Origin of the sequence: Flavitalea plasmicola, from assembly GCF_030546645.1 — a bacterium.
Lineage (GTDB): Bacteria > Bacteroidota > Bacteroidia > Chitinophagales > Chitinophagaceae > Puia.
The window spans coordinates 36,630-63,183 of sequence record NZ_JAUOTO010000009.1 but is presented as its reverse complement, the minus strand read 5'-3'; the positions used below and the strand labels follow the sequence as shown (position 1 = coordinate 63,183).

Sequence of the window (26,554 nt, the reverse complement as noted above, 5' to 3'; positions counted from 1 at the left end):
TATAATTATGACAGTCCATTCACGGGCGCATTGTCCGGCCGGATCGCCGCGCCTACCTTGCCCCTATTATGCAAAGAGTAAAAAAAATCGCCAAATGGACTGGCATCGTATTGCTGCTGATCATCGCCGGTCTCACCGTCACCGTCGCATCCCGCCAGCACCTGCATTTCGACGCCCCCTATCCTGACATTCATGCTTCGTCTGACAGCGTAGTCATCGCCAGGGGGAAGCATCTCGTATACAGCTCGGCCCATTGCATCGATTGCCATCAAAAGGCAAATGCCGATTCGCTCATCGCCCTCGGACAGGAAGTCTCTCTCATCGGAGGGAACTGTTTCAATCTGCCATTAGGAAAGATCTATTCAAAGAATATCACCCCGGATAATGAGACAGGCATTGGCAAATACACGGATGGGGAAATAGCCCGCGCCCTGCGCTATGGCGTTCATCCCGACGGGACGGTGGTCTACGACTTCATGCCATTTCACAACACCAGTGATGAAGACCTGACGGCCATCATCTCCTACCTCCGCTCCCAGCGACCTGTTCACAACGAAGTTCCGGAGCATGCGCCCAACCTGATGGGCAATGTGGTAAAAGCTTTTTTGGTAAAGCCCGTAGGGCCTTCGGAACCGCCGCCCGCCGCCGTGAAACACGATACTACTGCGGCTTATGGACGCTATATGGTGCTCAATCTGGCGGAATGCAGCGGCTGTCATACCAAAAGGGACATGACGGGCGCCTACATCGGCGAACCGCTTGCAGGAGGTGGCAACATAGAAGGGTTTATAACTCCCAACCTCACTCCCGATCCCAGTAGCAGGATCTATAAATGGACCAGACAGGATTTCATCGCCCGTTTCCGGAAAGGCAGGTTGATCCCCGGAAGTCCTATGCCCTGGGGTTCGTATGGCCGGATGACCGATGAGGAGCTGACGGCAATTTATAATTACCTGAAGACAGTAAAGCCTGCCCAAACAAAGTAAGCAGGCTTTACCTTAAAAAAGAAAGAAACCCTATGGCTGTGGTGCCACTACTGTACTGGCATTGACATAAGGCCAGAAACCCGGAGTGGGCACACTAACGCCCTTGGTATTGCCGCGTTTCAAACTGTCCGAACCAAAATAATACAGGGGCCATCCCTTGTAGGACAGCTGGATCTTTCCAAACAACATGACAGTATCGAACGCAGACTTGTCGAGAAGGGACGGGATCTTGTTTACGCCAGTCACCTCATTCATGGGCCATATGGCATTGTTGCTGAGATCGGCTTTCGTGAATGTATTCTTCTTGAACTTGTCTGGACTAAATGCATACAGCGTCCTGCCGCGATCATCCGTGATGTACTGCGTAATGCCCACCTTTGGCTGAAAGAGGCTGTCATATTGAATGCCATCTTTGCCCACCAGCTGCTTATTGGCCAGCATCACGGTATAGTCCGGCTTGGCAACATACCAGACGCTGCCTGCTTTGTCGCCTTTCACATCGCCCGCTTTCGCATCGTTCTGAAAATAATACAATGGCCATCCCTTGTAGGTCGTTTGGCTTTTCCCGTCGCTGCGGACGATAGTAGCGAAGTCCTTGGATTCCAATCCTTCACCCAGCTTCGTACTGTTGGTATGGAAGATAGGCCATGCCGTTAGACAGCCTCCTGTACAGCCCGAGTTGCCATCTGCATCGATCGTGAAAAAATACAGCGTATTGCCGGCGCTGTCGGTCAGTATCTCACCGAATTGTGCGTTTGTCGACAGCTGAACGCCAGTCACGGCAGCCGGTGTAGCGTTATTGTTGTTGTCCTTCTTACAGGCTGCCAGTGCTAAAGTTACCCCAATAGACAGGAGGGTCAGGGTCCGGTATTGCCCGGCCCATTTGATAAATGTGCGCATTGAAAAATTGGTTTGCAAATACAAACGCCGGCTTAAACCATGGGGTTGGCTCAGCCATATAAAATAATTTTTCAATCCATTGGTCGTCCGTTAATCCAATGACTTCACCATAATGTTCTTGAAATGCACCTTGCTGTTGGGATCATGACCTTGTAATGCGAAAGTGCCGCTGGAGATAACCCGGCCTTTCATATCCTCGGGCCTGTTCACATTGTCAGGCTCGGTATAGTCGACGACTACTTTATCGTTGATCTTGATGATAACCCTTTTGCCCTGCACGGAAAAAGACTCGGTGTACCACTCGTTGTCTTTTACGTATACTTCCTTCACATCCTGAACGGCATAAAGGCTGCCCGTTCTGCGCCAGTCCGTATGAGAGTTGTTCACCTGCACTTCATACCCTTTTTCAGGCCAGCCGCTTTCCTGGTATTGTGTATGAAAATAAATGCCCGAATTGCTTCCCGGTTCGGTCATCACATCCGCTTTGAACTCGAAGTTCTTAAAGTTATGGTCCTTCACAGGCCCGACATAAAACAGATGCGCTGTATTGCCATGTGCGATGATCGTCCCGTCCTCCACGGAAAAAGTGGATGCATTTTCACCTACTTTCCATCCGTCCAGCGATTTTCCATCGAATACAGGTACCCAACCAGACGCATGCTGATGAGCCACTTTACACGATAATGTCCCTAAAGCCAAAGCAACGATCAAAAACAAACCCTTTTTCATATCTTTTTATTTGATCAGCCAAGATAGGGCTTTATCCTTTTAGCAAAATGCGACAATACCGCACAGCAACTGTATCGAAAACAAACATAAAAAAACGCCATAGTCGAATCAACTATATCATTATCAACAAATTACACTCTGGCATTTTCTTAGTGGCATACCAAAGTACCTAATACGATCTCATGTTCAAGAACTACTTCAAAATAGCCCTGAGGAGCCTCCGTAGGAACAAAGCCTTCACAGCCATCAATATCGCAGGCCTGGCCCTCGGCATCGCCTCCTGTTTGCTCATAGTACTTTATGTTCAGCATCAGCTAAGCTATGACCGCTATAATAAAAAGGCCGATCGCATCGTCCGTGTTGTCCTTAAAGGCAAAATGCAGGTGGGCGAGCTCAAAGAATCCCATGTCATGCCCCCCGTAGCCGCCGCCTTTAAAAAAGATTTTCCGGAAATAGAAGAAGCTACCCGCATTCGCGCTTATGGCACTCCTCGCATCACCTACAAAGACAAAACATTCAAAGAGGACGAAATTGCCTTCGTTGACTCCAACTTCTTTCGTGTTTTCACGGTTCCCCTGATCAAAGGCGATCCAAACACAGCCCTGGCAAACCCCAATACCCTCGTGATCTCAAAAGCCGTGGCGAAAAGATATTTCGGCGATGAAGACCCCATCGGAAAAGTGCTGCAGTTCAAGGACAACAAGGCCGCAGCCACCGTCACCGGCCTCTTTGATGAGATCCCCGCGAACTCTCATTTTCATTTCGGGCTCCTGATCTCCATGTCCTCCTTTCCCGAAGCGAAAGACCCTTCCTGGATCACTTCCAACTATTACACCTATCTCGTCCTGCCCGAACATTACGACTATAAAAAGCTGGAAGCGAAGTTGCCGGCAGAGTTCGACAAATATGTCGGCCCTCAAATGGAAAAAGCCATGCACCTTACGATACAACAATTTAAGAAGAATGGCAATTCCATCGGTCTCTATCTCCAGCCGCTCACGGATATCCACCTGCACTCGGATTTCACGGGAGACATGGAGCCGCACGGGGACATTCGCTATGTCTATATCTACAGCGCCGTCGCCCTCTTCATGCTGCTGATAGCCTGTATCAATTTTATGAACCTCTCCACGGCCAGCGCCTCCAAAAGAGCAAAGGAAGTGGGTGTCCGTAAGGTAATGGGCTCCGTGAAAGGACAGCTGGTACGCCAATTTCTGGTGGAATCCCTCCTGCTGACGGTCGTGGCGCTGGCGATAGCCCTGGCGCTCGTGAGCATGGCCCTGCCCTTTTTCAACGACCTGACAGGGCAGCACCTGGGCCTCCATCTTACGTCAAACCCCTGGATCCTTCCCGGGCTGATCCTCTTTGGACTGATCACCGGCCTGCTGGCCGGCAGCTACCCCGCTTTTTTCCTCTCCTCTTTCAACCCTATCACCGTACTGAAAGGCAAGCTGACCACAGGCAAAAAGACTGCCGGCCTGCGCAGCGGACTGGTCGTATTCCAGTTCTTCATCTCCATCAGTCTCATGGTAGGTGCAATGGTCGTGTACAGACAGCTGTCCTACATCCGTCATAAAGACCTTGGCTATAGCAAGGACCAGGTGCTCATCGTGCATGAGGCCTGGTGGCTGCGAAATAATACAGAGGCGTTCCGTCAGCAATTGCTGCGGGACCCGCGTGTAATAAGCGTCTCCGCTTCAGGCTTTCTGCCCGCAGGACCTTCGTACGATAATAACTTCTTTGCGTATTCAGATGGAAATTCCAGCCAGATGATCAAGAATATCCGCTATGACGTGGATGATAACTATATACCTACGCTCGGCATGTCGATGGCAGATGGACGTAATTTCTCAAAGGAGTATGCCTCGGATTCCAATGCTGTCATCGTCAACGAGTCTGCCGTCAGCGCCTTCGGCTGGAAAGGCAGCGTTCTGGGACATACGATCACCCATTCAGAGAACGATGGAGCCAAAACTACCTACCATGTCATCGGCGTGGTGAAGAATTTTCACTTCAGATCGCTGCACGAACAAATTACACCGCTCGTGATGACCCGGGGAGAAGACTGGAATAACTTAATTATAAAGACGAGGACAAAAGATATCGCAGGCCTGCTGACAACCCTGCGCCGCCGCTGGTCCGAGATGACGACGGAATCGGCATTTTCCTACTCCTTCCTGGACCAGCGTTTTGACAACACCTATAAATCCGACAGGAACATTGGCCTGATCCTGGGCATCTTCGCAGGGCTCACTATCTTCATCGCCTGCCTCGGCCTGTTTGGCCTGGCTACCTTTACAGCCGCGCAGCGTACCAAAGAGATCGGCATCCGAAAAGTGCTGGGAGCCGACATATCGGGTCTGGTCACCCTGCTGTCCAAAGAATTCCTGAAGCTGGTTGGCGTGTCCTTCCTCATTGCAGCCCCTTTCACCTGGTGGGTAATGAACCGTTGGCTCCAGGACTTCGCCTACCGCAGCCCCATCAGCTGGTGGATCTTCCCGGCCGCCGCCATCCTGGCTCTCCTGGTCGCACTGGTGACCATCAGTTCACAGGCCATCAAAACGGCCCTGACCAACCCCGTGAATAGCTTGCGGGCGGAATAAGAAAATAGTATCTTTAAGCGCTCAATGAACCCGAAGACCTTCCCCCTCCTGCTGTCTTTATACCTGCTCCTTACCACAGGTAACGTTTTTGCCCAACCCGGCTCCTGCACCAAAGGCGGCTTTCAGGCCGTTATAGGCGACAACGGTCAACAAACAGCCAATGACCTGAAGGAATGTATTGGGGGCAATGGCTACGTCCTGGCCGGCAGCACGACCCAGAACACCGCAGGCGGCACGGACGCCCTGCTCATCGTCACTGATACGAATGGCGTTACACGCTGGGCAAAGACCTATGGCAGCCAGGGCAACGACGGCTTCAACAATGTTATCCTTACAAAAGATGGGAACTATCTCGCCATCGGATGGAGCAATTTCAACTCCCATACCTCGGATATCTTTGTCGCCAAGATCGATCCGAATGGCAACCTGCTTTGGTCCAGATCCTATGGAGCGGCTACGACCTATGGCGAAAATGGACATGCCATCGCAGAGATGGATGACGGTACTTTCGCCATCGCAGCCGATTACAACAGCGAACCCACACTGGTGCAATCCGTTTACATGAAAATTGACGCCAGTGGCAACCCGATATGGATAAAGATGCTGCAGGATGGCGGAGCGTCACAAGCTTATGGCCTGGTAGTACAGGGTGATATGATCACAGGCACGGGTGTGGTCGCCAGAGGCGGCCTCAGCACTTACAACGATGGCTACCTGGTAAAGCTCCGCGCCGGCGATGGCAGCATTGTCTGGACAAAGAACATCGAAAGCGAGAACAGAAGCAATCGGCTGGAGGCCATCCGCTTAAAGAACAACCAATACATCCTGGACATGTACAACACGGATACCTGGGTATCAGGCAACGTGGTTCCCATGATCTTTACCACCGACACCAGTGGCAACATCATCTATGACCAGAGCTATGAGATCACGGGTTTCCTGTCCAACTGGCCCGTCAGCAGAGGCATCTGTCCCACGGCCGACGGCGGATATCTCAGCGCCATTTCCGAGCTCAATACCAACACGTCCCCCCGGTTCGTGAAGATCGGCAGTGCTGGCTCCGTGGACTGGACGGATAACTTCGTCACCTATACGAGCCAGCAAATGCACATGTCCCTGCAAGACGCCAACGGCAACATGCTGGCCGTCGGACAATGCCTGCAGCCAAATGGGGCTACCGATATCTTATTTATCAAGACCAATCCCAATGGCCTGCTCGGCGACAACACCGGCCAGTGCCAGGTCACCCATCCCACAGCCACCAACCGACCTATACCTATTACTATCTCCGATGCCGGACCCGGCTATTGGACCAATATTAGTGATGGGGGCATCACCACCTCCACACCCCTTGTCTCCTTCGCTCCTTATCTCGATCACACCACCTATCCCTGCGATGGCGTAGAACATTGCAAGACCCTGAATATAACAGGTAAAGACACCCTATGCGACTGGCATGCGGCTGTCAACTACCTGGGCGTAAGGGACCCCGGCTGTACAAGCCAGATAGTTTGGTCCGTGGACAACCCGGCTATTGCCACCGCTACAAAACTCAATGACAGTACCGTAACGGTACAGTTCAACGCACCCGGCTCCGTCACCCTGCATGGCGAGATCACCACCACCTGCGCCATCATCACTGCTGATAAAAAGATCTGGGCCTTCGACAGCATACCCGTCAAATTAGGTAATGATACAGGCATTTGCGTGTCGGCCACCCTGACCCTGGACGCAGGTCCCGGCTTCCTGTCCTATGACTGGAGCACAGGGGCGGCATCACAAAAGATCACCGTCAACACACCGGGAGAATACTGGGCGGCAGCCGCATATAACCCATCCTGTCTTTCCCGCGATACCATAGAGCTGGCTGTTTATGATCCCAGGGTGAACCTGGGGCCGGACACGGCGCTCTGCCGCAACGACACTTACACATTTGAAGCCAACGGTACTTTCAACGACTACCTGTGGCAGGATGGCTCGACCAACAGCAGTTTTACCACAGATCAGGCCGGAAAATACTGGATCCGGGTGCATGACAGCCATAATTGCGCCGCTTCAGACACGGCATATATTCTCGCCATCCACGAATTACCCGCTGGATTCCTGTCCCCCACCGCCACCATCTGTACAGATGACTTCCTGGTGCTGCATCCCGAAGGCATATGGTCATCGTATCTCTGGTCCACCAATGCCGTGACGGATACTACCACCATCACAGCCCCCGGCCCCTACTGGCTCGAAGTCACCGACCGCTTTGGCTGTAAAGGCCGCGAAAATACCATCGTTACTGCTGCAGATTGCCGCCGGGATATCTATTTCCCGGGCGCCTTCACACCCAATGGAGATGGGAACAATGATGTATTCCGCCCAAAAGTATATGGGACACTGGCAGAATTTTACATGGCCGTTTTTAATCGCTGGGGAGAAAAAGTGTTCGAAACAAAAGATGCCACCCGGGGCTGGAATGGCGTTTTCAAAGGGGTCTTGCAGTCCAGCAACAGCTTCGTATGGTATGCGATCTATCGCTTCTCAGGACGCACCCAACGCCAGCAGAAAGCAAAAGGCAATCTCACCCTCGTGCGTTGAATGCGCTCGTAACATCTGTCGATCAATGCAACGCCGGCGCCTGCTTCCGCGCAGGCCTGGGTAACACCGGCGGCTTGGCGATCCCGTTGAGGTCATAAACGATCCTTCCTCCTTTAATGGTCATCGCACATTCCAGTCTCTCTGTCCCCTCCACCCGGCGCCCCGTATAATCGAAAAATCCGAAGGATCCCTTCCGTACATTCAGCAATGCAACATCCGCCACCGCACCCACTGAAAGATGCCCCAGCTCTTCATGCCTGATCTCACGCGCCGGATTCCAGGTCGTCGCACGCACTACACTATCCAGTGGCATACCCATCGCTAGGAACTGATCACTCACATTCAGCAGGTCCTTCATAGACGCATTTATACTCCTCGCATGCATATCCGTGCTGATCGACGAAGGAAAGAACCCCTCACGACAGGCAGGTATCGCCTGGGAGAAAGCAAAGCTGATCTCCCCATACCCCACATCGAAGACGATGCCCCGCTTCCGCGCTTCCCAAACAAAAGGCTTCACCCGCCGCGTCAGCGTATCCACAATGAATTCCCTGTCCCATAATTGCCCGAAACAATGCGTAAAAACATCCCCCGGCCGCAAACGCCGCATGTAGAGCTCCTCGATGGAGAGAGGAGGTTTACTGCTCCCGAAATCGATCATCACGGGAACATGGGCGAGCACACCCCCCTTTACGGCCTCGTCGACAGGCTTCCACGAGGGGCCTGAATAGTGAGCGACCTTAAAACCTACGATCTGCTCGGGGTATTTCCGGGCGACCTCGGCCGCCATCTGACCATCCATATCCGCCGTATCCTGCTCGAAGTTTTCACCCCGCATTCCGCCACCTACGATATTTACCCATGCCAGCACCCGCGTCTGGCTGCGCTCGATCACCTGTTTCTGGAACAACGGAAAATTGCGCCAGCCCACGCTGCCCGCATCCACCACCGTGGTGACCCCGGTCCGGAACGTAAATCCGTCCGGAACGATCCCCTCATGCCCATTGCTATAAGCATTTTCAAACCCGAAAAAAACGTGCGCATGAATGTCAATAAGCCCAGGCATTACATACAATCCGCGGGCATCCACCACCTGGGCCGCCTGCCCTGCATCGATGGACTTATCCACCCGCGCGATCTTCCCCTCACTGATAGCCACATCCATGACGGCATCGATATGATTCTTCGGATCGATGACATGCCCCCCTTTAATGACGATAGAATAAGTTTGTGCCATTCCTCCCAGGCACAAAAAAAAGAGAGGCAGCAGCAGGTACAATCTGATCATGACCGTACCTCCTGCAGGTCCTCCCCGTTTGGCTTCACTTTGTTTATATCCGAACTCATGTGTAGTGTAGATGTAACGCCAACCCCATATACTGACCTTTGCCTTCTTTCCATTAGCAATTAATTTAAACCCGACCTATACATAAGCGATGCAATCCATCTCCACGAGGGAATTCCCCGGGACCCCGCCTTTTGCAACAGCTACCGTCGTACGCACAGGCGGCTTGCTTCCAAATCTTCCTTTATATACTTCGTTCATCCCCTGGTAATCCGCAATGTCATTCAGAAAAACTGTCACCTTCAATACCTTTTGCATGGAAGACCCGGCCGCGATCAGCTCTTTTTCCAGCTCCTTCAACACGATCTCCGTATGCGCCTTGATCTCGAAAGGTTCAACGTGTGCACCCTTTCCGGCAATAAACACCAAACCATTGTATTTGGTATTTCCGGAGAACAAGGGCACGTCCTGCTGATATTCCGCCTCGGGCATACCTGCGGTACCCGCCTCATGCCGGACACTGCCCGTCGCCGTTTTTACGCGCTCAGCCTTGCTTACGACAGTCGCTCCCACCAACCCGCCAATCGTCCCTAACAGTCTTTTTAAAGCAGTTCTTCTTTGCTTTTCCATGTTTGACTCTTTTAAAGGTTTTGCAATTAATTTGCAATAAATATAGCTCTAATTTCGAATAAACGACCATAAAATGCAAATAAATTGCAACTTAAGTTGGCTTTTTCCCGGCCTCGGCATTATGCCGGAACTCCGCATTATATATCTTTAAGAGAAGTAAGAAGTAGCTGATCAGCAGCGGCCCGAAGATAAAGCCCCAAAAGCCAAACAGCTTCAATCCCACGATGACCCCCAGCACGGTGATGACCGGATGGATATCCCCTATCCGTTTCAGCAATGAGATCCGCGCCAGGTAGTCTACATTCCCGGTGACCACCAGGCTGTAAAGTCCCAGTCCGATGGCCTGCCCCGTATGACCCCCAGCAAACAGCGATACGACCAGCGGCACCCAGACCACCATGGTGCCCACGATAGGGAAAAAAGCGAATACACCGGTGAGGAAACCCCACAGCACAGGATCTCCCACCTTGAAGATCCAGTACCCCAGCGCAGCGAATAACCCCTGTATAATGGATATCAGCGGGATCCCGATCGCATTGGCCCGCACCATATTCTTGGTCTCCGCCGCCAGCAGGTCGATATTTCCTTCTTTCAAAGGAATGAAATTGCCCAGCGCCTTCTCCATCTCCCGCCCGCTCGTCAGCATAAAAAAGGCAAGGAACAGGATCATGATCAGGTTCCCCAGCATTACAGCCGTACTGTTCAGCAGGATGGGAATGAAATTGGTCGCCATCTTTTGCATGCCCTGGATATTCTGCTGCGAAAGGATCTCCTGCCCTGTCCACTGCTGCACCTGATTCGAGAAGGATTGCAGCACCTTCGTTACCTCATGGGTGTTGGTAAAAAGCGCATTGACCTTCCCTGACAGCATCCGCACCGTAAAAAATATGGGCAGCCCGATACAAACCAAAAATCCCACCAGGAAGGTCGCCGCCGCCAGCCCCTTCTTCCAGTGCCGCTTCTCTGTTAAATAAAAATAAAGGTCCCGGCTAAGGATATATAATGTCACTGCGCCCAGGAAACCGGGAAAAAAGTCATACAGCTCCAGCAAAAGCACCACCGCAAGCCCCATCACGCCCACCAACAGCAACAGCTGACGTATCTTGTTGTTATAAGTATCTGCCATATATTTGACCCATGTTTGACTTACTCTACCAAAAGATCAATGAAAAGATCACTCTGACAGAGGAAGAGTTCAATCTGTGTAAAACCCTTTTCTCCCCGAAGAAGTTACGTAAAAAACAGTACATTCTGCAGGAAGGAGACGTATGTAAATATAACATCTTTGTTACAAAGGGCCTGTTACGGTCATACACCATCGATGATAAAGGCAACGAGCATATCCTCCAGTTCGCCCTCGAAGGCTGGTGGACAGCCGACCTCTACAGCTTTTTCACGGAAGAGCCCTCCCTCTTCAACATCGAAGCCCTGGAAGACAGCGAACTGCTCCTGATCACCCGCCCCTCCTGGGAATCCCTCCTGCAACAGATCCCCGCCTTCGAACGCTATTTCCGCATCCTTATACAAAATAATCTCATCGCCACCCAACGCCGCCTCATGGAATCCCTCAGCGAAACAGCCGAGCGGAAATATCTCAAATTCATGAAGACCTACCCCGAAAGCGTCCAGCGCGTCCCCCAGCACATGATCGCCTCCTACCTGGGCATCACCCGCGAAACCCTCAGCCGCCTCCGCCGCGACATCGCCTCCGGCAAATCCTTCCCGTAAATCAGTGATCAGGGCCAACAGCAAAAAAAATTTGCGTAGCTAAATAACTACACATATATTTGTAGTCAAATAGCTACATAATGAACCTCAGACGAGACGTATTTCAAGCCATAGCAGACCCGACAAGAAGGGCTATCCTCCTGTTGGTGGCTACGCAATCGATGACGGCAGGTGCAATAGCCGCAAACTTCGACACTGCCCGGCCCACCGTCTCAAAACACCTGCAAATACTCACCGAGTGTGAATTGCTTGAACAGGACCAGAATGGCAGGGAAATTTACTATCACATCAACGCAAAGAAAATGAAAGAAGTAGCAGACTTTATTGAGCCATTCCGCAAAATGTGGGATGATAGGTTTAATAAATTGGAAGCCATCATGAAAAAATACAAAACGAAAAAATAGAAGAACATGGAACAAAAAACCAGGATCGCTGCCGAAGACGGTAAACAGGAGTTAGTGATCACAAGGGAATTCGATCTGCCTGTGGAATTACTTTTCAGAGCGTATGTAGAACCCGACATTGTTGAGCAATGGATGGGAACAAAGGTGTTGAAACTGGAAAATAAGAAACACGGCGGGTATCAGTTTGAAACCACCGATCCCAAGGGAAACAAATATGGGTTCCACGGGGTAATCCACGACTTCACTCCGAACCAGAAGATCACCCGGACATTTGAAATGGAGAATACGCCTTTCTCCGTCCAGCTGGAATTCCTGGAATTTGAACAACTCACTGAAGACACCAGCAAGCTCACCATGCATGTAATATATAGATCAGTAGCACAAAGAGACCAGGTGCTGCAGTTACCTTTTGCTAAAGGCATAAATATGGCACACAACAGAATTCAGGACCTCCTAAGCAAACTAAAATAACCCTTATGACAAAGAGAAATAAAATTATCTATTGGATCGCTACCCTCTGGCTCTCATTAGGAATGACAGCCACCGGATTGGTACAGTTATTCAAATTGTCCTCCCACGGATCCGTATCACCACCCGGGGCGGATGGCATCAAACTTTTGGGCTATCCTGTTTATTTTCTCACCTTACTGGGTATCTGGAAAATCCTGGGAGTGGTGGCAGTGCTTGTTCCTAAATTTCCTTTATTAAAGGAATGGGCTTATGCCGGCTTTTTCTTCGTCATGTCGGGAGCGATATTCACACATATCGCATTGGGCAATCCCATAAACGACATATTCCCCTCCCTGTTATTGCTAACCCTGACGTTGGTATCGTGGTTCTTCAGGCCCGCGGACAGAAAGATTATTTCAGCTAACTTTAACAAATGAATCCTAAAGTTGATTTTTACTTTGATAAAGCCAAAACGTGGCAGAAAGAACTGGAACAATTGAGAACCATCGTTCTTGACTGCGGCCTGACCGAAGAATTGAAGTGGGGTGTTCCTTGCTACACGTTAGGGAAAAGTAACATCGTCCTGATCCATGTATTTAAGGAATATTGCGCGCTTTTGTTTTTCAAAGGCGCCCTGTTAAATGATGCCAAAGGCATCCTCATCCAGCAAACGGAGAATGTACAGGCCGCGCGCCAGATCCGGTTCACCAATCTCCGGGAAATAGTGAAGCTGGAGGCCACCCTGAAAGCCTATATTTATGAAGCCATCGAAGTGGAAAAAGCCGGTTTGCAAGTGAAGTTGAAAAGGACGGCGGAATTCCCCATCCCTGAAGAATTTCAAAAGAAATTAGATAAGAATCGTGCCTTAAAAACTGCTTTTGAAGCATTGACGCCAGGACGCCAAAGAGCATACCTTCTTCATTTTTCCGCCCCCAAACAATCCAAAACCCGGGAGTCAAGGATTGAAAAATCCCTGAAACAGATCCTCAGCGGAAAAGGACTAAACGACTAAAATACCCATCCCCCTCCCATCAATTCCCATCCCCCGAACTTCAAACACTTCAAAACACCCGCCAAAACCTGCATTTCATAATTGCTCATCAAGGCAGCTATATGCCTGTAGGAGCCTTATCTTTCCGGCAGGAGAAGTGTGTGCCAATGCCCGGCAATAGTCCTGGTTCAATGTTGTACTGAAATACATCGGAGAGAGGAAAGTACAGCGACGGAAGGCCATATAGCTGCCGACACAGCAAAAAACCCTAAAAACACCTAAACAAACCAAAATCCATTGATCTACATCACACCCATTTATTACCATACATCAATGGTCCCCCCATCCCCAAGAGCGTACCTTTACCACATCAAAAAAACAAAAAACATGTCAAAATCTAAATGGTCAATAGACCCCACGCACTCAGAAGTAACATTCAAAGTAAAACACCTGATGATCAGCACCGTCACCGGGCACTTTAATAAATTCAACCTGGAGGTATTCACCGAAGGCGACGACTTCAACACCGCCTCCGACATCCTGTTCACCGCCGACATCGATTCCATCGACACCAACAGTGATCAACGGGACGCCCACCTCAAATCCGAAGACTTTTTCCATGCCGCAAAGCATGCGCAGCTGGAATTCAAAGGCACCAAATATGAATCAAAAGGCGACGAAGCCAAATTACATGGCAACCTCACCATAAAAGGGGTGACCAAACCCATCACCCTGAACGTGGAGTTCGGCGGCATCGTAAAAGATCCCTATGGTCAAACCAAAGCCGGTTTCACCGTCAGCGGTAAGATCAGCCGCAAAGAATTTGGCCTCACCTGGAGCGCCGTCACCGAAGCCGGTAGCGTAGTAGTGGGTGACGAGATCAAAGTGAACGCTGAAGTCCAGTTAATTAAAGCTTAATGATACCACCTGCCTGCCTTGCGGCAGGCAGGACAAATAAAAAAATTATGACAGACAGAATACTCGGCCTGCATCATATCACGGCCATCGCCGGTAATGCCCGGCGCAATCAGCAATTCTACACCAAAGTCCTCGGGCAGCGCCTGGTCAAAAAAACGGTGAATTTCGATGATCCGGGCACTTATCATTTTTATTTCGGCAACGAAGCGGGTACCCCAGGCACCATCCTCACCTTCTTTCCCTGGGAAAGCATGGGCCCCGGTCGTACAGGGTCGGGCATGGCCACAGGCATAGGATATTCCGTACCGAAAGACAGCCTGGAATTCTGGAAAGATCGTTTCAACCAGGCAGGGACCAAACAAGGGGAGATAGGCCAACGCTTCGGCGAACAGTACCTTCCCTTTCAGGACCCGGATGGACTGAACATCGATCTCATCGTAAGCAGCACCCCCGATGACAGGCCTTCCTGGACCACGGCCGAAACAACCACGGAAAATGCCATCAAAGGCTTCCACAGCGTTACCCTCACCCTGCGCAGCATAAAACCCACGGCTACCATCCTGACGGATATATTCGGCTACAAACTGCTGGAACAGGAAGGTCCTCGCTACCGGTATATCACGGACGCCATTGAGAATGCGGCTATCGTGGATCTGATCGAAGCGCCTTCTGCCCCCCACGGTTACAATGCTGCCGGGACCAACCATCACGTGGCCTTCCGGGTAAAGAATGATGAGATCCTGATGGAGTTCAGGGAGAAGATCGCTAAAAAAGGCTTGCACATCACGCCCAAGATCGACCGCGACTATTTCTTCTCATTGTATTTCAGGGAGCCCGGCGGCGTATTGTTCGAGCTGGCCACCGACAATCCCGGCTTCACCCGGGACGAGCCGCAAAATGAGCTGGGAACGCACCTGAAGCTGCCCCGGCAATATGAATCCGACCGTGCCCGCATCGAGGCCGTACTACCCAGCCTCGATTGATCCCAATCCCTTGACCCACAAAATTTATCTTTATGCACACGAAGAACATCATCACCGCAGGCAGGCGATTGGAAGAAGCCGGCAAAGCCCTCATCCTGGTCCATGGACGGGGAGGGCAGGCAAACGATATTCTCTTTCTGGCCGATGAGCTGGCAGTAGGAGATTTTGCCCTCCTGGCGCCCCAGGCCACAGGCAATTCATGGTACCCTTATTCCTTCATGGCGCCGTCGGTACAGAATGAGCCCTATCTCTCCTCAGCCCTTAATATATTGAAAGGGCTGGTGGCCGACATCCACGAAGCAGGCATCACCAATGAGAATATTTATTTCCTGGGGTTCTCCCAGGGCGCCTGCCTGACACTGGAATTTGTCGCGCGCAATGCGGCCCGCTATGGAGGGATCGTAGCCTTCACCGGCGGTCTCATCGGGGAAAAGATCAACCGCGAAAATTATAAAGGGGACTTCGGCGGTACCCCTGTCTTCATCGGCACCAGCGACCCGGATCCGCACGTACCGGTCCAAAGGGTGTATGCCACCACGAATATTTTGAAGGAGATGAACGCCTCCGCGACGGAAAAAGTATACCCCCTGATGGGGCACACCATCAGCCAGGACGAGATCGACCAGGCCAACAACCTCATCTTTAACCCCGTAACACAAATTATATGAAGACCCTGCTCTTCCCTGCTTCCGAAAGAGGGACCAAGGACATCGGCTGGCTGAAAAGCAATTTCGCCTTCAGCTTCAGCGACTATGCAGATCCGTCCAAAAGCGCCTTCGGCACCCTGCAAGCCTTCAACGACGACTTCCTTCAGCAAGGAAAAGGATTCGGCATCCACCCCCATCAGAACATGGAGATCATCTCCATCATGCTGCAAGGGAAGATGAACCATAAGGACACCATGGGTTACAGCACCACAGTGGAAGAAGGTGGCGTACAGATCATGAGCGCGGGTGCCGGTCTCCGGCACGAAGAGTATAATATTGGAGAGGAAGAAGTGAATTTCCTGCAGATCTGGATCCAGCCCAAGCTGCAGAACATCAATCCACGCTATCAAACCCGCAGCTTCCCGAAAGCTAACAGAAAAAATCAGCTGAAGACCATCGTCTCCGGAGAGGAAGGACAGGAACATTGCTGGATCAACCAGAACGCAAAATTATCGCTGGGTTATTTCGACAAGGGAAAAGACCTGACCTACACTTTCAACCCCACCAACAAATGTCTCTTCATTTTCGTGATGGAAGGCAGCATCAGCGTCAATGGCGCCACGATAAAGGAAAGGAATGCCATGGGCATTTGGGCCACAGGCGAGATCGCCATCCATACCGATGATAACAGTCATTTCCTTATCATAGAAACGCCCGTAAACCAGAAATGATCACTTCTTTGCCACACTTTTGACAAAGCCGACAATACGCTCGACCAGTTCCTTGTCCAATCCTGATTGATCGTTCCCATAGGCAGCAATGTTCTTATCCCGGTCCATGGGCGCATCTTTCAACACATGGTTCATGCTGTCTATCAGTACGAGCCCGGCCTTGGGCGCAGCTGCCTTCAATTTCTCTGCGTCTTCCCGGCCCACCTGCAGATCCGTCAATCCCTGGATAATGATGACAGGCATCTTTAGTTTGCCGATCTCACGGGCCGGATCATACCGGTTCCACGAAGCTATATAGCCTTCAACGCCGGCCTTCAGGCTGTCCAACGCCTTTTCAACTCCCGCAGCTGAACGCCCTTGCCGCGCCAGTTGCCTTCTTAATACGGCCTCCGCGGGTTCCCCCACGCCTGCCAGCGAAACAAATCCGTCTGCCTGCCCCTCACGCACGGCAATAGCCCCGATCAACGCCCCTTCGCTATGCCCGATCACGATCACCCTGGAAAAAGCGGCATCAGCCTTTAATTTTCGTATACACGCCACCGCATCATTTACATAATCCTCAAATCGCAGGCTGTCCATCCTGCCCGTGAAATTTATGCTTTCCCCCGTATATCTTTTATCAAAACGGTAGCTGGCGATCCCGCGCTGCTGCAATGCCTCTGCCAGCATCCTGTAAGGCGCGGCCTTTACGCCCAAAGGATTATTCCCGTCCCTGTCCGTGGGACCCGACCCGGCGATCACCAGAACAACAGGAATTTTACCTTCCACATCCCGTGCCGGCATCAACAACTCTCCATGTAGCTCGCCCCCGGGCACCGCGACCTTGTAATTGGTGTGATAAACAGGCTTGACATAATTATTCGGTCGGTTGAACAGCCCCGCAACATGGTAGCTGCTATCGATCACCAGCACCAGCACCAAAGTATGCTTCGACCCCGCGGCCCCATACCGCTTATAGTTCGCGCGGCTTTCGTCCAATTTAAATGCGTCCAGGTCGCCCACTGCCGCCTTGATCTGCACCAACAGCTCCCGCCATTTTTCAGCCGTCACCGCCCCCTTCATCTGGGTACTGAAAATCCCATAAATACTGTCCGCCGCATCGCCGGCATACCACTTGCTGAAAGCTTGCAGCGTCCCGTCATAAGACGCAACCCTCTCCTGCCCTGTGGTGCGCATAGTCAAAAACACCACCCACAGAAAAACGAAATATTTACGCATAAAACAAAAATACCGGATTTTTATATGGAATTTAACCACACCCGGATCTCATCCATTTAAACCATTAGTCCATGAGAACATCTTTTCTCTTCTTATTTATTATTCTTACCATCTATGCAGCACAATCCCAGCCCATCCGTGACACGGGCAAACCGCCCGTTACCAATAGTGCCATAAGATCCTGGTCCCCGGACAAGAACGTTGTGATGGACTATTTCCAGAACCAGCAGTTCGCGGAAGCCATCGATTATCTCCAGCCTGCTTTTGCCGCCGACTCGTCCAATATCAACACCCTGTCCTGGCTGGCCTACGCCAATTATATGAACGAGGACAAACAAGCTTCCGAGGTCTGCAATCTCCGCATCTTACAGCTGGACAGCAATAATATCTCCGCCCTGTCCTACCTTGTCAATCTGAACAAAGACGATGCCCACGTCATAGCAATGGTGTATGCCCTCCGCCTTATCAGGCTTCAACCCAACAAAGCTGCGTGGTGGCGTACCATGGGCGACCTGTTCCGTCGTTCCAATGAGATCGATTCCGCCATCATCTATCACCGCCATGCCTATGAGCTGGCGCCCACCGACAGTAAGAACGCAGTGGCGCTGGGAGATGCCCTCATCGAAAAGAAGTTATACCACCAGGCCGACAGCGTTCTGGATGCCGGCCTGGCCCGTGATTCCATGAACCTTTCTTTGCTGAGATCGCGTATCCACTCTGCCTACCTGGCACAGGACTTTGCCGCCGCCATCGCTCCGGGAGAAAAGATCAGGCAGCTCAACGTCCCCATCCTCAATGCCCTCACCTGGCTGGCCCTCTCCTATTACAACCTGGGAAAATATCCCGAATGCGTCTCCACCTGTGAATACATGCAATACAATGGATTTGACATTGAATCCATTTATTATTACGAAGCCAGGGCCTATTCAAAAATGAAAGAATATAAGAAAAGCAACGACCTGCTGGCCATCTGTCTCAACAAAGCCATCTCCCACACAGCGGAATGGTATTATAATGACCTGGGCAGCAACTTTGAGGAACTGAAGGATTATAAAGCGGCCGTCGCCCATTATGACACAGCCTACTTTCTTTTCAAAGAGCCGCTCATGCTCTATAATTGCGGACGCATCAGCGAGACCGCATTAAAGAACCCGGGCTTGGCCCGGAAATATTTCGCCCTTTATCTCAAAACCGCACACCCTACTTCCGCCGAAGAGAAAAAAGCCTATAACTACGTCCGTTCGCACTGGGCCAGGCGCAAATAGAACTATTCGGTCCGCAGCCCCCGGCTGGGGTTGCGCGTTGCCGCCTTTATCACCTGCAAACCGACGGTGCATGCTACGATGAACAATGCCGCCAGGCCTGCGCCGGCAAACAACGTCCAGCTGACCCCCGTCCTGTAAGCAAACCCCCGTAGCCACCGGCGCAATCCAAGCCACGCCAATGGGGAAGCGATCAGCAACGCAATTCCCAGCAGGACAAACAGGTGCCTGCTCAACATCCAGGCTACATCGGAAAAGCCCGCCCCTAACACCTTCCGGATGCTGATCTCCTTTGTCCGTCGTTCGGTCGTAAAAAGCACCAGCCCCAGCACACCCATACAAGCTATCATAACAGCAACGACCATCGCCACCGTGATGAGCCGCTGTGTCTGCCGGTCCTTTGCATATAATTGGGCAATGGATTCATCCAGCCAGGTAAATGAAAACGCCTCCCTGGGAAATAGCTGCTTCCATACCTGCCCGATCCGCGCAAGCGCATCCCTGCCGCCTCCTGCCCCTAATCTGATCCCCACACTATTTTCAAGCTCGGGCACATGCCCGATCGCCAGCGACCGGATAGCCTCATGAAAAGACCCCGTATGAAAGTCTGCCACTACACCTACTATAGGGTAAACCTTCCCCTGGATCCGGATCATGCGTCCTATCACTGCCGCATCACTGGAAAAACCCAACGCCCTCCTGTATGTTTCATTGATCACAAGCTCATGAAGGCTGTCGCTTTCAAGCATATTCCTACCCGCCAACAGCTTCAAACGGTAAAAAGGGACCAGGTCTCTTCCTCCGGCCAGCAACGACACAAGCATGTCTCCTCCCGTCTGGCCTTCTATTTTCATCGGAACCTCGATGATGGCCGCCCCCATCGGAGCATGCCCCTGTAATATACAATCCTCCACGCCCGGCAATTGCTTCACCCGCTGCCGGAACAGCTTCACCTCTTCGGAACCATTCCATGCATTCATTGTGATCACCGCATCTTTTGTAAAACCCGGGCTCGTATCCAGCATATATTCGATCTGGTTCCTTACCCCGAGGACCCCGATGATAAAAACAAGAGAAAGCACGAACTGAAAACAGGTTAGTATCCCGCGGTAGCTTCCTTTCTCATCCACCGCTCCTTTCAGGCTTTTTACTGGCAGATAAGAAGATAGTATCCTGGCCGGATAAACGCCGGCCAGCAAGGTGGTCACCACCATCATGGAACCAACGAACACCAGCGTATCAACGCTGAAAAGGGAAAACGTAACGCCCGCCGGAATGTAATCCCTGAACAAAGACAATAAAGGAAACACCATCGATATGGCAACAGCTGTCGCCAGAAAGGTCAGCAGGAACGTCTCCACCAGGAACTGTCTCACCAGGCCGCTCCGGCTGCCCCCCAATACTTTGCGCACACCTGTTTCCTTCGCTCGCTGTATCGACTGCGCCGTCGAAAGGTTGACAAAGTTGACCACAGCCATCAACAGAATGAACATGGCGACACCGATCAACACATATAGCATAGGCAGATCCGCCTTCCTGATACCATCGTGATCATAGGCCGCATTGAAGTGCATATCCGATAAAGGCTGAAGCACAAGACCAAATTTCACCAGCCTTAGCATGGAGTCGGTTCGCAGGTGCCGCGCCGCAAAGCCAGGCAGTTGCTCTTCCACCCCCGCCCGCACCCTGTCCTTTGCCAGCTTGACAAAAGCCCTCGCCCAGGGATTCCCCCTTGCAAAATGCCAGTTATCTGGTTGGTAGCTGTTCTTCAACCCGCTGCGCCCGATAGTGCTGATAGAGATAAATTCAGTATAAGGAATGTCGGTATTTTCTTGCCAGTCCTTCACCACTCCCGTCACACGCACCCGGATGGAGTCATCATAGATCAGTTCTTTTCCCAGGATATCATTAAAAGCAAGCCCTCCAAAATATTTCCGGGCCTTCCGCTCAGACAACACCACAGAAAATGGATCCTCCAATGCAGTGACAGGATTACCAGCCAGCCAATCATACTTGAAAATAGAAAAATACCCCGGCGCTGTAATGATCGTTCCGTCATGTCCCCGGGCAGGGTAACGGTAGTAGCTGGCAACAGCCTCGATCCCGGAGATCTCTTCCTGCAAAGCATGGGCAACGGGAGGAGGGGTATCCTCGGTATAAGCTACGTCAAGCGTCCCTTGTCCCCGGTCCTCCTCTACCCTTCCGCCCAGCCTGTAGATCCGGTCCCCGGCCGGGTGATCCCTGTCAAAGCTCAGCTCATAGCTGCATACTTGGTAAATGACGATACAGGCAGCAATACCCATGGCAAGCCCCAGTATATTGATGAAGGCAAATATCTTGTTCCGCGACAAAACGCGTAATGCCATCTTGAAGAAATGCTGCACCATACCTTGGTTTTCCTTATGATGCGGGCCCTTCCCTTTTCCACAATCCGCAAGAACCGGGTTTCCCTCCCTCACCTCCTGTAATATCTTTGCACTATGCAAAACATTGACAATCTCGACTGGGATGCCGCCACCGGCAGCCTGCATGAACATGGCTATGCCCTGATCCCCGCATTCCTTGACGAAAAGGAATGCCATGACCTGACAGACGCCTACAACAATCCAGCCTTCTATCGCAAGACCATCACCATGGAAAGATATCGCTTCGGAAAAGGCGAGTATAAATATTTCTCCTATCCCCTGCCTCCCCTGATCCAGTCCATCCGGGAAGCCATTTACCCAAGGCTGGTACCCATTGCCAATGACTGGATGAAAGCCTTGAATGACCCCAAAACCTTCCCCGCAGACCTCCCTTCCCTATTGGAGCAATGCCGGGCCCACCACCAGGACAAGCCCACCGTGCTGATCCTGCAATATGGGGAAGGCGGTCATAACACCCTCCACCAGGACCTGTATGGCGAGATCTTCTTCCCGATGCAACTGGTGATCTTTCTCGACGAACCCGGGAAGGATTATACAGGCGGCGAGTTCGTTCTTGTCCAACAGACTCCCCGCGCCCAGTCAAAAGCCATCGTGCTCACTCCACGCCGGGGCGACATGCTTATTTTTACAACGAATTTCCGCCCCGTAAAAGGCTCGAGAGGTCATTATCGGGTAAACATGAAGCACGGCGTAAGCCCCGTCCACCAGGGCGCCCGCCATACTTTGGGCATCATCTTCCACGATGCCACTTAACCTGCCATTTTCTCCTTCGACCGCAAAATATCCACCGTTTGGTACAGTCGCTCGGGTATAGTCGCCAGCCTCGAGCTATGGATCTTCTCCCCCAATCCATAGAACTCCTGGAAGGACATCATCAATGGCCGCCATTTATCCGGATCCACACGGTCAGGATGCCCCTCCATGATAATAGACTCCTCCAGGTGCACCCTTTGCACCCGCAGCTCCAGCGTAAGTATCTTTCCTTTCAACGCTTCATCCTTTGCCGCCAGCGAATGCACATCCTCCACCACCACTTCCATCTGCACAGGGCATTCCATCACGCGCGGCGCAGACACCGTCTCCGACGCACCGGGCGTCAAATGAGCCAATGCAAACTTGTCAGACACATGACGATAACCCTTCTGTAATTTTCCCGCAGGCACGGGATCAGACCCGGTCGTCAATGCCAATGCATTCACCTGTCCGGCCTGGTGCACGGAAGGAAGGTTCAATACCCCTTCGCGATTGCGTAAAAGATTTTCCGTCGTCTTGGAAAACGCAGATATTCCGATGATACAACGCCACCCCAGCCAGAATATGGAGGAAATAGGCGCTACGTTGTAGGAGCCATTCTCATTCACGGTGCTGATCAGCACCACGGGGGTGCCAAAGTATAAGATGGAAGGTTCGGCGATCTTGTGCATATAAGTAATTTTTATACCGTAAAATTACCCTGCGGGACCCGGCCTTAAAACCCGGAACTTGCGAACTTTATAGCAACCTGCTCTGGATCCCTATCCTTCTCCCGGACACGTAGCTTCCCAGCTTCAAAGTGATCACTTCGGGGAACGCCGTATACTTATCCGTTCCTAAGATCAATATCCCTTTCATACCACAGGAAGGGACGCAAATCCCATACACCATTCGCTCACAGGATGATTGTCGGCTCCGTGGGAAGTAATGCATCTCCAGGATCTCAAAATCATTGGCCCCAATCAAGAGTGCCTGCTGAGCGCATAGCAGCCGGTTGCCCGTCAGGTTGAAATCAAGATCGAATCCCCGCTCCTGCATGTCAATCACCGCATCGACGATACACAAAAACCGGTGCCATTTCATACTATAAAGTTTGAAATGCAAATGTTGGAAGATTCACCCTCCGGGTCAATGACTTTTTGAAGGCATTTGTTGTATAAATGCCTGCCTCCTGAAAAAATCATCCCCCAAAACTCCTCATTACAGCCCCATGGCTGTCGGCGCCTACCGATTCAAACAGCAATTCGAAATGGGAGCTGGTTTCTCCAAAAGCATCCTGAAGGACCAGGGTACCCTCACGCTCAACATCACCGACATTTTAAATAGTAACAAACGGCGCTATACGACGTCTTCCTTCGACGTTTCTTCCATCACCCGCGACAACGCCGAAACCCGCTTTGTAAAACTGGTCTTCACTTACCGTTTTGGCAACGCCCGGGTCAAAACCGCCCGCACCCGCCAGACAGGTATCGAAGAAATAAAGAATAGAATGAACTAACAACTAACCCAACCCTACAACCCAAATCCTCGCCCCGCATGATACCGTGAATGGCAGGGCCCGCCGGTCAGCTATAGCCTGAAGGAGCCTTATTTTAGGCCAGGACATTCAGGCACAAAAGCACAATAGAATTTCCGCTCAATAAAGAAAAAGCGCACAGTGGTACCTAAAATACAGCGACGGAAGGCCTATAGCTGCCGGCAATGAAAAAAGCAAAAACTAAAAACCTAAATCTTAAACCTCCTAACCCAACACCTTCCTCACCCCCTGCCTAAACAACTTCCCAATCGGTATCTCCACCTTCTCAATCTCCACTAACTCATGCGTATACGACCTGATCTTCCCAATGCTTACAATAAACGAACGATGCGTACGTATAAAAGCCTGCTCCGGCAGCATCGCTTCCACCGAAGAAATAGATTGCTTCGTAATGATCACGCCATCACTTGTATGGACCTTCACATAATCCTTCATACTCTCCACATACAGTATATCCTGCAGCATTACCTTCACCATCTTACGGTCCATCCGAAAATAAACGAATGCATCTCTCCCACCCGTAATCGAACCAGTAACCGGCCCCGTAACCGGACCGGTCCAACCACCAGAGCCGGCCGAACCTCCCGAACCTCCCGAACCTCCATAACCCCCAGAACCACCAGAACCTCCAGAACCACCAGAACCTCCAGAACCAATAAAATTACCGGCACCGCCGGCTGCCTTGCTCACCGCCTTGACAAACCTGTCAAACTGTATAGGCTTCAGCAGATAATCCACAATATCCAGTTCGTACCCTTCCAACGCATAATCCGCATGAGCCGTGGTAAATATCACCTGGGGAGGATGTTTCAACACTTTCACCAATTCCGTCCCTTTCAACTGCGGCATGCAAATATCCAGGAACACCAGGTCGACAGATCGTTGCTGCAACAGGCTCAGCGCCTCCATGGCATTCCCGCATTCTCCCGCCAGCTCCAGCATGGGCATCTCGCTGATATAGCGGCGGAGGATATCCCTGGCAGGTGGTTCATCATCCACGATCAGGCATTGAATGGGCGGACTATTGTGCGGGTTCATAATGTTTGTTATTAGCGTTCACCACATGCCGGACCTCGGATCCGGCACGCCTTTCCAGTTGCAATCGCAGGTTTACAATATAAACATCGTCTTCATTGTTGATCACCAGCTGATGTTTATCCGGATACATGAATTCCAGGCGTTTTTGAACATTGGCGATCCCTATGCCACCGCCGCCAATGGACAACCCAGGCGCTTTACCATTTAATAATTTCATTTTCATCTCATCGCCATCAAGGACGATCTGGAGGCTCACCCATGGCTGGTCAAGCATTTGGCTGGTCCCATGCTTAAAACAATTTTCTATAAAAGGCAGCAACAGTAAAGGAGCTATATAAACATCCCGTGTATTCCCTGAAAGTTGAACGACCACGTCAAGTTTATTCCCATACCGTACCCGTTCCAGCAAGACATAGTCCTCCACCATCTTCAGCTCTTTGTCCAGGAGCACCAGCGGCCGGTCGCATTCGTATAGCATATACCGCAGGAGGTCTGACAATCCCGCAATGAGCACAGGAGCCGACGATGACCCCACCTGCGCATGCGAATAAACATTATTTAACGTGTTGAATAGGAAATGAGGGTGTACCTGTGCTTTCAGCAGCTGCAGCTGTGAAGCGACATTTTCCTTCTGCAGTTCCAGGTTACGGGCCTGTTTAACATACCAGTACTTCATCAGTTTGATAGCAGCAGCCACGCCACCGATGGTAACCCCTCCGCGCAGGCCGGCCATCAGGCTCATAAAAAAGCTGGAGATATTATCAAGCCTCCGAGGAACAAAATCGCCTAATATCCAACGCCGGGCCCCGTCAAGGACATAGACGCTTATCGCGGCTGACATGGCGCCTGTGGCAATGAACAACAGCACCACCAATATGGCAGTTTGGACATATTTCCCTTTCACGACAAACTTAGGTATCACGTAATAGATGAGGGAATAGGAAAGAAAGATATGAGGCGCCATGTAGAACAAGGCGTCGACCATGGACAACGCCAGCGCCTGCGGATAGGTCAATTGGGACCATCCGTGCGCAAACGAATACAGGAAAGCCTGTGTCAGCCACCAGAGGCTCCAGAACAAAAGATGCCGTTTCAGCCGGTAGCTGAGCTCATTCGAGAATATGAATGGATAGGCCTCCATGCTATAAAAATAATCATCGCCGGCCGGATTTGCATCCCCGCTCGTCATTTGTCGATATAAAGACGATTTTGGTCGACTAACGGCCAAACCCTTCGCTCGCCTTAACCAACCTTCTTCTTCCTCGCCAACCTTCCCCGGCCTTCACGAACCTCCCCCGACCTTATTCGACCTTCACCTGTTATTCACCCCTTCTACCCTTCACTGTCATCCACCTCTCCTCCCCGGACTTCCCCCTCTTCTCCCAAGCTGTCACCGCCTGCTCCAGCTCCTTAGTCAACCATAGCTTCGTCCTTTTACGGTCCGTATTCAAACTACCTTTCATCCGCTCCTGGCGCACCAGTTGATTGTCATTATTATAAAAATGTACAACGCAGGAATCCCCGTTACTTTCCACTACCCAGTATCCTCTATCCGAAACCCAGCTGGGCGCAGGTCGTACATCATCCTGCGCTGCGGCTGGCAGGGCGGCCAGCCCAAGAATAAACCCCACGCCGATGGCAAGTATTGTCTTTTTCATACTTCGAAACTACACGTCCAATCGCCCCATAAATGGAAAAGTGGATCAACATGCCCTGTGCGCCCTCATACGGACACGCCACATCGGCCAG

At 51.4% G+C, this 26,554-nt stretch carries 27 protein-coding genes; 15 read left to right on the top strand and 12 right to left on the bottom strand.

All coding sequences use genetic code 11. The features are described 5' to 3' along the window. Positions 1-68 precede the first annotated feature (68 nt). Positions 69-986: a c-type cytochrome gene (locus Q4E93_RS29870; protein ID WP_303591602.1), complete on the top strand. Its 918-nt coding sequence runs from the start codon at positions 69-71 to the stop codon at positions 984-986. Between the two features lie 30 nt (positions 987-1,016). Here the strand turns inward: Q4E93_RS29870 and Q4E93_RS29865 are convergent, their stop codons facing one another. Both Q4E93_RS29865 and Q4E93_RS29860 read right to left on the bottom strand, forming a co-directional pair. Continuing rightward, positions 1,017-1,886, bottom strand: a complete 870-nt coding sequence (locus Q4E93_RS29865; protein WP_303591601.1) for a hypothetical protein — start codon at positions 1,884-1,886, stop codon at positions 1,017-1,019. 90 nt (positions 1,887-1,976) lie between these two features. Beyond that, positions 1,977-2,615 (bottom strand): 3-keto-disaccharide hydrolase, encoded by a 639-nt coding sequence (locus tag Q4E93_RS29860; protein WP_303591600.1) that lies wholly within the window; start codon positions 2,613-2,615, stop codon positions 1,977-1,979. Positions 2,616-2,797: 182 nt separating this feature from the next. Between Q4E93_RS29860 and Q4E93_RS29855 the strand changes: the two genes are divergently transcribed. Continuing rightward, positions 2,798-5,218, top strand: coding sequence for an ABC transporter permease (locus Q4E93_RS29855; RefSeq protein ID WP_303591599.1), 2,421 nt, complete (start codon positions 2,798-2,800; stop codon positions 5,216-5,218). Positions 5,219-5,242: 24 nt separating this feature from the next. After that, positions 5,243-7,804 carry a T9SS type B sorting domain-containing protein gene (locus Q4E93_RS29850; protein WP_303591598.1) on the top strand — a complete coding sequence of 854 codons (2,562 nt, stop codon included), beginning with the start codon at positions 5,243-5,245 and terminating at the stop codon, positions 7,802-7,804. A 22-nt stretch (positions 7,805-7,826) separates the two neighbouring features. Here the strand turns inward: Q4E93_RS29850 and Q4E93_RS29845 are convergent, their stop codons facing one another. From Q4E93_RS29845 to Q4E93_RS29835, 3 genes are all read right to left on the bottom strand, one after another. After that, positions 7,827-9,092, bottom strand: a complete 1,266-nt coding sequence (locus Q4E93_RS29845; RefSeq protein ID WP_303591597.1) for an amidohydrolase/deacetylase family metallohydrolase — start codon at positions 9,090-9,092, stop codon at positions 7,827-7,829. A 135-nt stretch (positions 9,093-9,227) separates the two neighbouring features. Continuing rightward, positions 9,228-9,719, bottom strand: a complete 492-nt coding sequence (locus tag Q4E93_RS29840; RefSeq protein ID WP_303591596.1) for a RidA family protein — start codon at positions 9,717-9,719, stop codon at positions 9,228-9,230. A gap of 91 nt (positions 9,720-9,810) precedes the next feature. After that, positions 9,811-10,845, bottom strand: a complete 1,035-nt coding sequence (locus tag Q4E93_RS29835) for an AI-2E family transporter (RefSeq protein WP_303591595.1) — start codon at positions 10,843-10,845, stop codon at positions 9,811-9,813. A gap of 11 nt (positions 10,846-10,856) precedes the next feature. Here Q4E93_RS29835 and Q4E93_RS29830 point away from each other — a divergent pair, with 11 nt between their 5' ends. The 9 genes from Q4E93_RS29830 (at position 10,857) to Q4E93_RS29790 (ending at position 16,571) form a co-directional block, all read left to right on the top strand. Next, positions 10,857-11,447 carry a Crp/Fnr family transcriptional regulator gene (locus Q4E93_RS29830; protein ID WP_303591594.1) on the top strand — a complete coding sequence of 197 codons (591 nt, stop codon included), beginning with the start codon at positions 10,857-10,859 and terminating at the stop codon, positions 11,445-11,447. Positions 11,448-11,527: 80 nt separating this feature from the next. Continuing rightward, on the top strand, positions 11,528-11,851 hold the full coding sequence (locus Q4E93_RS29825) for an ArsR/SmtB family transcription factor (RefSeq protein ID WP_303591593.1): 324 nt from the start codon (positions 11,528-11,530) through the stop codon (positions 11,849-11,851). Positions 11,852-11,857: 6 nt separating this feature from the next. Further along, positions 11,858-12,322: an SRPBCC domain-containing protein gene (locus tag Q4E93_RS29820; protein ID WP_303591592.1), complete on the top strand. Its 465-nt coding sequence runs from the start codon at positions 11,858-11,860 to the stop codon at positions 12,320-12,322. 5 nt (positions 12,323-12,327) lie between these two features. Next, complete coding sequence (locus tag Q4E93_RS29815) at positions 12,328-12,738, top strand: DoxX family protein (protein WP_303591591.1); 411 nt, start codon at positions 12,328-12,330, stop codon at positions 12,736-12,738. Then, complete coding sequence (locus Q4E93_RS29810) at positions 12,735-13,313, top strand: YdeI/OmpD-associated family protein (RefSeq protein ID WP_303591590.1); 579 nt, start codon at positions 12,735-12,737, stop codon at positions 13,311-13,313. The genes Q4E93_RS29815 and Q4E93_RS29810 overlap by 4 nt, the downstream gene beginning before the upstream one ends. Before the next feature lie 366 nt (positions 13,314-13,679). Next, positions 13,680-14,210, top strand: a complete 531-nt coding sequence (locus tag Q4E93_RS29805; protein WP_303591589.1) for a YceI family protein — start codon at positions 13,680-13,682, stop codon at positions 14,208-14,210. Between the two features lie 47 nt (positions 14,211-14,257). Beyond that, the gene (locus Q4E93_RS29800) at positions 14,258-15,193 is read left to right on the top strand and encodes a ring-cleaving dioxygenase (protein WP_303591588.1); all 936 of its coding nucleotides are present in this window, start codon (positions 14,258-14,260) and stop codon (positions 15,191-15,193) included. A 32-nt stretch (positions 15,194-15,225) separates the two neighbouring features. Further along, entirely contained in the window at positions 15,226-15,861 is a 636-nt protein-coding gene (locus Q4E93_RS29795) for an alpha/beta hydrolase (protein ID WP_303591587.1), read from the top strand. Then, positions 15,858-16,571 carry a pirin family protein gene (locus tag Q4E93_RS29790; RefSeq protein ID WP_303591586.1) on the top strand — a complete coding sequence of 238 codons (714 nt, stop codon included), beginning with the start codon at positions 15,858-15,860 and terminating at the stop codon, positions 16,569-16,571. The genes Q4E93_RS29795 and Q4E93_RS29790 overlap by 4 nt, the downstream gene beginning before the upstream one ends. Here Q4E93_RS29790 and Q4E93_RS29785 read toward each other — a convergent pair whose 3' ends face one another. Beyond that, positions 16,572-17,789, bottom strand: a complete 1,218-nt coding sequence (locus Q4E93_RS29785) for an alpha/beta hydrolase (protein WP_303591585.1) — start codon at positions 17,787-17,789, stop codon at positions 16,572-16,574. A gap of 71 nt (positions 17,790-17,860) precedes the next feature. Between Q4E93_RS29785 and Q4E93_RS29780 the strand changes: the two genes are divergently transcribed. Next, positions 17,861-19,054: a tetratricopeptide repeat protein gene (locus tag Q4E93_RS29780; protein ID WP_303591584.1), complete on the top strand. Its 1,194-nt coding sequence runs from the start codon at positions 17,861-17,863 to the stop codon at positions 19,052-19,054. A 2-nt stretch (positions 19,055-19,056) separates the two neighbouring features. Here Q4E93_RS29780 and Q4E93_RS29775 read toward each other — a convergent pair whose 3' ends face one another. Next, entirely contained in the window at positions 19,057-21,438 is a 2,382-nt protein-coding gene (locus tag Q4E93_RS29775) for an ABC transporter permease (RefSeq protein ID WP_303591583.1), read from the bottom strand. A 93-nt stretch (positions 21,439-21,531) separates the two neighbouring features. Here Q4E93_RS29775 and Q4E93_RS29770 point away from each other — a divergent pair, with 93 nt between their 5' ends. Continuing rightward, positions 21,532-22,230 (top strand): 2OG-Fe(II) oxygenase, encoded by a 699-nt coding sequence (locus Q4E93_RS29770; protein WP_303591582.1) that lies wholly within the window; start codon positions 21,532-21,534, stop codon positions 22,228-22,230. On the opposite strand, the gene Q4E93_RS29765 is transcribed toward Q4E93_RS29770, so the two are convergent. Further along, positions 22,227-22,901: a flavin reductase family protein gene (locus Q4E93_RS29765; protein ID WP_303591581.1), complete on the bottom strand. Its 675-nt coding sequence runs from the start codon at positions 22,899-22,901 to the stop codon at positions 22,227-22,229. The genes Q4E93_RS29770 and Q4E93_RS29765 overlap by 4 nt on opposite strands. 67 nt (positions 22,902-22,968) lie before the next feature. Continuing rightward, positions 22,969-23,313 carry a hypothetical protein gene (locus Q4E93_RS29760; protein ID WP_303591580.1) on the bottom strand — a complete coding sequence of 115 codons (345 nt, stop codon included), beginning with the start codon at positions 23,311-23,313 and terminating at the stop codon, positions 22,969-22,971. Positions 23,314-23,440: 127 nt separating this feature from the next. Between Q4E93_RS29760 and Q4E93_RS29755 the strand changes: the two genes are divergently transcribed. Then, positions 23,441-23,728: an outer membrane beta-barrel protein gene (locus Q4E93_RS29755; RefSeq protein WP_303591579.1), complete on the top strand. Its 288-nt coding sequence runs from the start codon at positions 23,441-23,443 to the stop codon at positions 23,726-23,728. 243 nt (positions 23,729-23,971) lie between these two features. Here Q4E93_RS29755 and Q4E93_RS29750 read toward each other — a convergent pair whose 3' ends face one another. The 3 genes from Q4E93_RS29750 to Q4E93_RS29740 form a co-directional block, all read right to left on the bottom strand. Beyond that, positions 23,972-24,805 (bottom strand): LytR/AlgR family response regulator transcription factor, encoded by an 834-nt coding sequence (locus Q4E93_RS29750; protein ID WP_303591578.1) that lies wholly within the window; start codon positions 24,803-24,805, stop codon positions 23,972-23,974. Next, positions 24,789-25,994, bottom strand: coding sequence for a sensor histidine kinase (locus Q4E93_RS29745; protein ID WP_303591577.1), 1,206 nt, complete (start codon positions 25,992-25,994; stop codon positions 24,789-24,791). The genes Q4E93_RS29750 and Q4E93_RS29745 overlap by 17 nt, the downstream gene beginning before the upstream one ends. A 130-nt stretch (positions 25,995-26,124) precedes the next feature. After that, positions 26,125-26,463 (bottom strand): hypothetical protein, encoded by a 339-nt coding sequence (locus tag Q4E93_RS29740; protein WP_303591576.1) that lies wholly within the window; start codon positions 26,461-26,463, stop codon positions 26,125-26,127. Positions 26,464-26,554: the final 91 nt, after the last annotated feature.